1 protein-coding gene and 1 pseudogene are annotated in these 8,309 nt (G+C 41.9%); both read left to right on the forward strand.

Annotated features, from left to right (window positions below):
* Window positions 1–599 (forward strand): annotated as a pseudogene (locus tag HT730_RS10575) (hypothetical protein); the annotation flags it as partial.
* Between the two features lie 624 nt (window positions 600–1,223).
* On the forward strand, window positions 1,224–8,309 hold a 7,086-nt coding region (locus tag HT730_RS09180), incomplete at its 3' end, for a YSIRK-type signal peptide-containing protein (RefSeq protein ID WP_173307408.1).

Genomic DNA, 8,309 nt, shown 5'->3' on the forward strand with positions numbered 1-8,309 from the left:
TTGGAGCTGCTAGTGTTGCAGTGGCGGCTCTGATGTTCTTTGCGAATGGGGTGCAAGCGCAGGCCCCTGCAGTGTCTCCAGTAACAGCTAGTGATGTAGTTGCTGGACCTTCTGGAAATTCAGATGGGGATCCACAGGACTCAGATGAGGAGAATCCTGAGAAAACGGCAGTAGTTGAACAGCCTGTTGGCCTCAAATCAGCAGGAGAATCTAGCGCTCCAGAAGCTAAAACTGAAGAAGGAAGTCAAGAAGAATCAGAAGCTGAAGTTAAAAGTCCTCAGCCTGAGACTAAGATAGATGAGAACGTAGAAGTTCCTCAAGTGGCGAAGGAAAAGGATCAGGAAGTATCAGCGCCAGTAGCTGACACAAGTGCAGCCAAATCGGCCCAAAGAAGCCTCGAAGCTTTGTTGGCAAATCTGACCTTAGACTCCATGAAGGCTCTCCACACTGAAGTCGAAGAAGGTCTCGCAAAGGCTAAGGCGGTCTTAGAGAATCCAAAAGCGACGCAAGCACAGGTTGATGAGCAAGTCAAACTCATGGAAGACCTGACTCGTCGGGTCAAGGAAGCTTTTTTGCTTCGTTTTTTTGAAACACAATAGATTGAGACTAGAACCGTACACACGCCACACCATACCACTATTACTAAAACATTGCTAGAAATGAATGTGTTTGTTACAATCGCTTTATCTAGTTCTTATTTTTGATATAATTTTTAGGCTTGAGTCACTTGATTTTGTTCAGTTGGCTTTTTTTGCTGTCCTTTTTCATGTGATAAACCTTTCAAGCCGTTTTTAGTATAGTAGATTGAAACTAGAATAGTACACACGCCAAACAACTACTGCCAAAACATTGTTAGAGATTACTTTAACTTTCCTACTCAATTTGTTCACATCTTATTTCAATCTGCTATAAGAGTTACGATACCAGGAGGGAGAGCACTGATAGAGGGTATTTTGCTGCTTTCTTGAAGACTTCTTAATCAGTTTTTTTCTGAAATAGAATCTCAAAAACCACCTATAAAAATAAGTGATAATATTGCTAAAAAAGTTCGCATTTTGCTGTTCAAATTTGTAAAAATAGGATATAATAATACTGTCTCGAAATTTGTCTTTTGACAAGTGTCGAAATAAAAAGAAACATATCCTTTCTTAAATACCTAAAATATTTAAGGGGGGGGTATTTTTTAGTACCTCCAGAAAGGAAAAATGAGAGGTAATTCAATCATGAAAAAATCATATCGTGATGATAACGGGGAAAAGATTTTCCGTTACTCTATTCGTAAATATCATTTTGGTGCTGCCAGTGTTGCTGTTGCAGCCTTGATGTTTTTTGCGAATGGGGCTGTAGCGGCGAGTGAGACAATTACTCCAGCTACGGCAAGTGATGTTGTTACGGCAGGTTCTGATGGCAATGCAGATGGGGATTCAGGGACCTCGGATGAGGGAGACTCCAAGAAAGCTCTGACTGACCAGTCAGCTGAACTCAGATCAGCCGACCAGCTAAAAGCACAAGAGGTGCCAGCTGAGGAAGTCAATCAAGGGCAAGCAGTAGCTGAACCTGCTGAAGTAGACTCTAACTCTAGCCAGTCAGAGCCTGCTCAAGAAACTCCTCAAGGAGGAGAGGTAAAAGAGCAAGACCAGCCGACTTTTACTGCTAATACAGAGGCAGCCAAATCAAGCCAAAGCAATTTGCAAGCTTTGTTGGCAAACTTAACCCTAGACTCTATGAAGGCTCTTCACGACGAAGTGGAAGCGGGTCTAGCAGCAGCTAATGCAGTTTTGAGCGACCCTAAAGCGACACAAGCACAGGTTGACGAGCAAACAAGAGCTATGGAAGCCCTAATCAGCCGTGTTAATCAAGCCTTGACACCTAGCCTAGAAACTCCAACAATCTTGGAAAATGCGGGTCTCACATCTACAGGTTTGGCATCTACTGGACTTGCTAGTCCAGAGGGAGCTACGACTAATCAAGCAAGTGGAGGGAAAGGTCGTAGAAGAGCTTTGAGCGCGCCTACGTCAGATGAAAATCAAGCCAATCCATCTGCTGGAGGAAACACAACAGCTGCTGGGACGAACTCTCAAACGACTCCGCAGGCACTCCCAACCTACACCAATACAGAAGGTGAAAATGGTGTTTATGGACTAAAAGATGAATTAGAGTTCATCACTGAGCAACTCCGAGCTAACGGAGCGTCAGCAGATAAAATCCAAGCAGCCAAGGCAGCTGTTGATAAGTTCAATGAAGCCTTCTCTAAAGGCTACACCATCAGTCAAGAAGATTTTAATGCTGCCCTAGCAGATCTGAAAAAATCACGTGAACTGATTGAAGGAGTCCTCTCTGAAAAAGAGGCTAATGGAGCGGTTGTTTCAAATCCCCTTGAACCACGAGCTTCGAATGGTGGTTCATCTGACTATGAAGCTATTCCAATTGAGGATGAATCAGCAATAGCTGACAATGTAACTATCCAACCACGAACCAACACTACAGGATGGTCAGGTTTCCGCAATGTGTCAGCAGGCGCACTAACTCGTACGACACGTTCTGCTGACCAAAATAGAGCAGGAACGGGAATTTATAAAAATAAATATAGATATTATTTTGAAAGAGGTCAAGACCCTGACAGTCCTTATAGTCGTTATACTCTTGCTTTCTTTAACTTAAAAAGACCTCAAGGTGCAGGGATACCTGAGTTAGTAAAAGGCTTAGAAAGCTATTTAACAGCAAAAGTTACTCCAACAGGGAATGGATTTAATTGGGATATTGAAATTAACAAGGGTAGACAATTTGTAGATGGACTTAGCTTTATTTTTACTGTACCTAGTGGACAAACTATAAAACCAGGTACAGTAACTGTAACTAAAACGGATGATTCAGGTACTACTTCACACTCTATTAGTGCTAGTGGAAGTGATGATGAGCTGAGCGCATCTTTAAAAAGGGCTAATGCACAAAATGTAGCTAAAGGAACGCCAGCTAATACGAATGCACAGAATATTGGGAGACATTCGTCACAACCAAATTATTATAGTGTTAGAACGCTTCAGGATTTTGTAACTGGAGAAGCTGGAAAGTTTAGAGATGCTTACTACTCTAGGGGAGGTGGAAACGACAGAGGTAGGTATGACGAACTTCATGACACTTCGGAACGTCTTTTAGGAGATGCTAAACTAAAACAAGTTATAGATTCCAACGGGACGACTTATTATGGTCGTGTAGCTGGAAATAACAAATACCGAATTACTTTCCAAACTACAGGAAATACTGATTTAGATAAGTTATCATATCTAGCTGCTATAAAAGGGTTTATAGATGGTAGAGCTAACTATGGTTTAGTTTTACATGCCAGAACGAATTCTGAAAAAGGTTTCGCAGATAGAACTAAATTCCGCCTTAAAGGAAACGGTTACTACGAAGTTGATAAAAATACCGCTTACTTCACAAATAGTGGTTTATATGGAGAAGGTAGTGTCGTTAAAACAGATGGTAACAATAAAGCTTACTCTTATGCTAAATATGATGATAATCCTCTGAACTCTGGAGTTAAGGGAGTGTTAACTGCTAGTGATAATAGAGGTTCGGATGGCGCATTCGAGCTTGATGTAAAATCGTATAGCGAATATGTAGATGAAGCTGATAGGGTATTAGATAAAGAAGCAGCTATACACGATGCAGAAGCTGCAGGGCAAAATATCACTTGGTACAAAGGTGCGGATGAAATCAGCAAAGAAAACATAACAAAAGACGCTATCTCTACACCTGGTGTTCATACTTATAAATATAAAGTTTCATATACAGATGGTTCTTATAATGGAGGAGAAATCCATTTTGTAACAAAACCGAAGAAACCAATTATTGATACAAACTTGAGCACAGCGGCTGGGACAACTACGAATATTAGAGTATCCAATGTGGATAGCAATACGACTGTTGAACTCTATAAAAAAGGCAGTGAGGGACAAAACGACACCCTGGTATCTAGTATCTCTTCAGGGAACCAAGGAGGAACCGTTACTTTTAACAATGTCGCTGTTGACTATGCAAATTATTACGTCAAGCAAAAGGCTAACGGCACTTGGTATGAACAGAATGGTACAAAACGTGAGGGTGTCTATTCAGACCGATCGTCAGAAAAAGATGCATCGGGAATTGTTATAGAGCGTATTGGTGCTATTGGCGGACAAAACGATACAAAATGGAAGAATAAACCTGCTTTAAATAACAATACGGACTTTAACCTACCAGCCGGAAGTGACGTTTTGATAGGATTTAGAGCTAAGAGTCCAAAAGGGCTTAAGAGCTTGAATGTCACTGTTTTGGGTGGGCTAAAAGAAGAAACTAAAGAACATTATGGACAACAAGGCGACACGACACTAGGGGTCAACTTAAGATCTCCAGGAGGAAACTCAGGTGGTTATTCTATCGTCGTCGCTGCTACTGATAGTTTAGGGAATGTAAAAGAATACCGAATGAATATAAATTTCCCGCCAAACTCAGGTAGCTTTGACAAAAATCCAGCAGAAGACTATGTCGCCACTCCAGAAAAGCTCAAGGGTAAGGCTCTGGTTCCTCTTGCAACAGAACAGCCACCAATTGTTATTCGAGCTAAAGGAATCAATGTTAGTAACGCTCGTGGCATTGACAATAAACATAAATGGAAGGCTTTCTTAGTAGATGGTGGTCGAAATGTTGACGATTCAGATTCTGGTAGTAAAAAAGCAGTTGACTTTAAAGATCATATTGTAGCAGAGACAATAGTTAAAGAAGGTGGAACTGCTGAATTTATATCTGCTAGAGCAGGGGACTTCAAGCGGGAACAATTGAAAAGGAAACCCTTGCATCTGGTTGTGGCTATGGTCAATACTGATACAAATCAAATTGTCGATAAGTACGTCTCTGCTTTGAGTGATGACACTCTGGAAGCTACTTACCCTCAGTTTACCAAGAGTCCAGAACTAGACAAGGGAACGAATGAAATTACAGCTTCTATCGGTCACTTACAAGCGGATAAGGCGCAAGTTCGCTATACAGATGAAGCTGGAATTGACAAGACTGTTGGTTTTAGCAAGGTCAATAGTCGTTGGGAAAAAGACAATCCGAATCAAGATACCACTATCGTCGTAACAGAAGATGCTGGAAATACAGGAACAGCAACGGTTCATATCCCTTACGGTACAGCTAAGAGAGGAACAGAAATTTTTGCTAGCCAAAAAGTAGATGCCAATACAGAATACAGTGAGGAAAGCAAGATAGAGGTACCGACAGGTCCAACGGTTCAACATCCAAACAAACCAGAGATTAGCCAAAGCCCAGAAGACTTGGGCGTAACCATAAAAGTAGGACAAGGAAACGCGGATAAGGCAACTGTATTATTTAGTGATTTAAGGAACTCTTTCCGAAGTTTCATGCTTTCTAAAAAAGGAAACAGTTGGGAGAAGGATCAAGCGCAAGCGACCCCAGAGGTCTCTGTTACAAGTAGTGACGATGGAACAGCCCTAGTTCGTATCCCATATGGAGTAGCTAAAATTGGTTCGCAAGTCGTAGCCAATCAGAGAAGAGAAGGACAAACCAAACCATCTGAGAATGCCTTTCATAAAGTTTTAGGACGCTTGGAAGGCTTGACGAATGTAGCCCAAGCAGATGGTTCAGTTGATATTACTGTACCAGATACGGCTACCAAGTTTGATTTGACCTACCGCAACCAGCGAAATAATACAACTGAAACACTTCACTATAGCAAGGACGCCCAAGGACGTTGGGGAAATGTGACAGGTATTACTGCTAATGGTAATCGCTTTACCTTGCCAAAAGGTTTGGTGGCTGACGGAACAACCGTTTCTGTCATCGCATCAAATGACGATAGAACAACTGTTACAGTAGAAAGTAAAGCCAAGTTTGAACAACCGAGCGTAACAACTAGTGCTACACGTCAAAATGGTGATGTAGAAGTTACCTTACCAACAGATGCAGAAGATGTGACCTTAACTTATAAGAACAAACAAAATACCAGCACCACAGTAACCTTGACTAAAGAAGGAACTAATTGGACATCTAAAACAAACTTACCAGATGGTGTCAGCCTAGCAAATGGCAAGGTTACATTTGACTACACAAAAGTAAATAGAGATACAGCTATCACAACAGCCTCTACTAGAGGAAAAAATGATGTTCAGTCTCAAGCAAATAGCGTAAATCACAACATCCCAGAACACACAGCTCCAACAACCCAAAATGTTGTTATCGCTGCGGGTGCGACACCTACAAATGAGCAATTAGCTACAGGTGTAACAGTCGCAACCAAACAATCCGTTGTAGCTAAAAATCCACAAACCGCTATTGCTGCAGGAACGACTAAAGTTGTTGCAACTACCTTGACTTACCAAGATGGGTCAAGTGAAACTGTGAATGTAACAGTTATCTCTAAACCAACAGCACCAACGGTGAATGATTTAGAGAGTCGTCCGAATGTAACACCAGGTCTCTTGTCAACTGCACGTACCATTTCTGGTCAGGCTATGCCAGGTGCAGAAAAAGTGAAATTGACCTTACAAAATGGTAGCATCAAAGAAATCATTCCTGAAGCAGACGGTAGTTGGACTTATAAGCTTGGAGCAGATGAGTTCCTAACACAAACAAGCTCACGCTTTAATGCCAAATACACCGCTACTCCAGTGAGTCTTGTGCAAGTGAAAAATAATGTAGAGTCTGAAGCAACGAATGTTGGTGTTGTAATGGGACGTGCAATTATCGATACACCACTCCAAGCAGGACGTAAGATTACAGTTCACATTCCGCATGATACAACTTCTGGATACATCCGTATCGGAGGAACAACTGCTCGCGGTGGAGTGGATATCGGTCTGAAGAAAGTTGGCGACACATGGACGCTATCTACGGATGCAGATAAGGCGAACAAACTAGAACTAGTAAGTGAAGCAGATCCGGATAATCCATCTATGACTAAGGTTACCCTCCAGGTCAAAGATACAGATGCTGCTTTGTATAGCTCACCGTTTACTATTGGTTCTGATAGGGGAAATGTGAAGTTCCGAGCTCACTACTACAATGGTGGAAACATCAATGGACCGGTTTCAGTTGGGCGTGTTTCTGACCTAGATTGGATTTTATCTGAAGAACCAACCAATACCATTCCGACAGTTTCTTGGGAAACTGGCAAAGAAGTACAAAACGGGCAAAAAATCCCATCGCCTACTGTAGATGAGTTGAAAGACTTGTTCAAGGGAGAGGATGTGGAAGATGATAACGGATTGACTGTAGGTTATGCCGCTTCTAACAGAGGAAGACTTCGTGTTCGTGTATTCACTGGTCGAGATATTGCTAATAATATTGAAGGAACTCCTGTCAGTGCTCAAGCAAATGGTCGAATCGCTCCAGGTAACTATACTCTTGTTTTGTCAACGATAGATGCTGCAAGAGCAGAGTCTAATCTTCTTGAAAGAAATGTCGTGATTCAGAGCCATGCGGACTATTATCGTGACACTGTCAAGTACCCAACAGCTGAAGAAAAAGTCACCTATAATGATGCAGCAATCACGAATGGTAACTTTACACCAACAGCCAAAACAAGCTTTAAAGATAAAATCCAAGAGCTAAATGGCACGGTGCTTCCAGCATCGACAAGATATACAGTAGGAACTACGGACGATAAGGCGAAAGTAGCTGTGATTAACTTCCCGGATGGTTCTACTATTGATATTTCTCATGCGGTTGTAGCCAAACCAGAAGTTCCGACAGTTACGTTTACTCATGATAATAAGCTGTCAGATGCTGACCGTACAATTTCAGGAACCGCTCTTCAGAATGCGACCAAAGTAACTATTCAATTCCAAGATGGACGAGGAACACAAGGTCGAGTAGACGTAACTCCTGTAAACGGACAGTGGAGCTATGCATTGCCTGAGGGGCGCTATCTACGTCAAACAGAGCAATCAAGTCTACCAGGTTCTTCAACTGTACCAGTAAGGGTGACTCAAACCGTCTTTGATGCGACGAGCGATGCAGCTTCTGTATATGTTGCCAAAGACCGTAACTTTACAGGGAAGACAATTACGGGTGTAAGAGGTAGCGCAGAACTTGAACAATTGAAATCAAATCCGAAAGATGGAATTTCTTATACTGAAAGAGGGACTGAACAGACGTTCCCAAGTGATTTTGACGCTGCGTGGAAAACGACACCAGATGTGACAAGTATTGGTACCCGTACTTACATTGCAAATGTCTTTGAGAAAGATAGAACCGATAGAGTTAGCCAAGAAGTTCCAGTTAAAGTTGTTGTCAAACCAAGCACTCCA

The sequence above is a fragment of the Streptococcus sp. k-628 genome (assembly GCF_013277475.1).
Lineage (GTDB): Bacteria > Bacillota > Bacilli > Lactobacillales > Streptococcaceae > Streptococcus.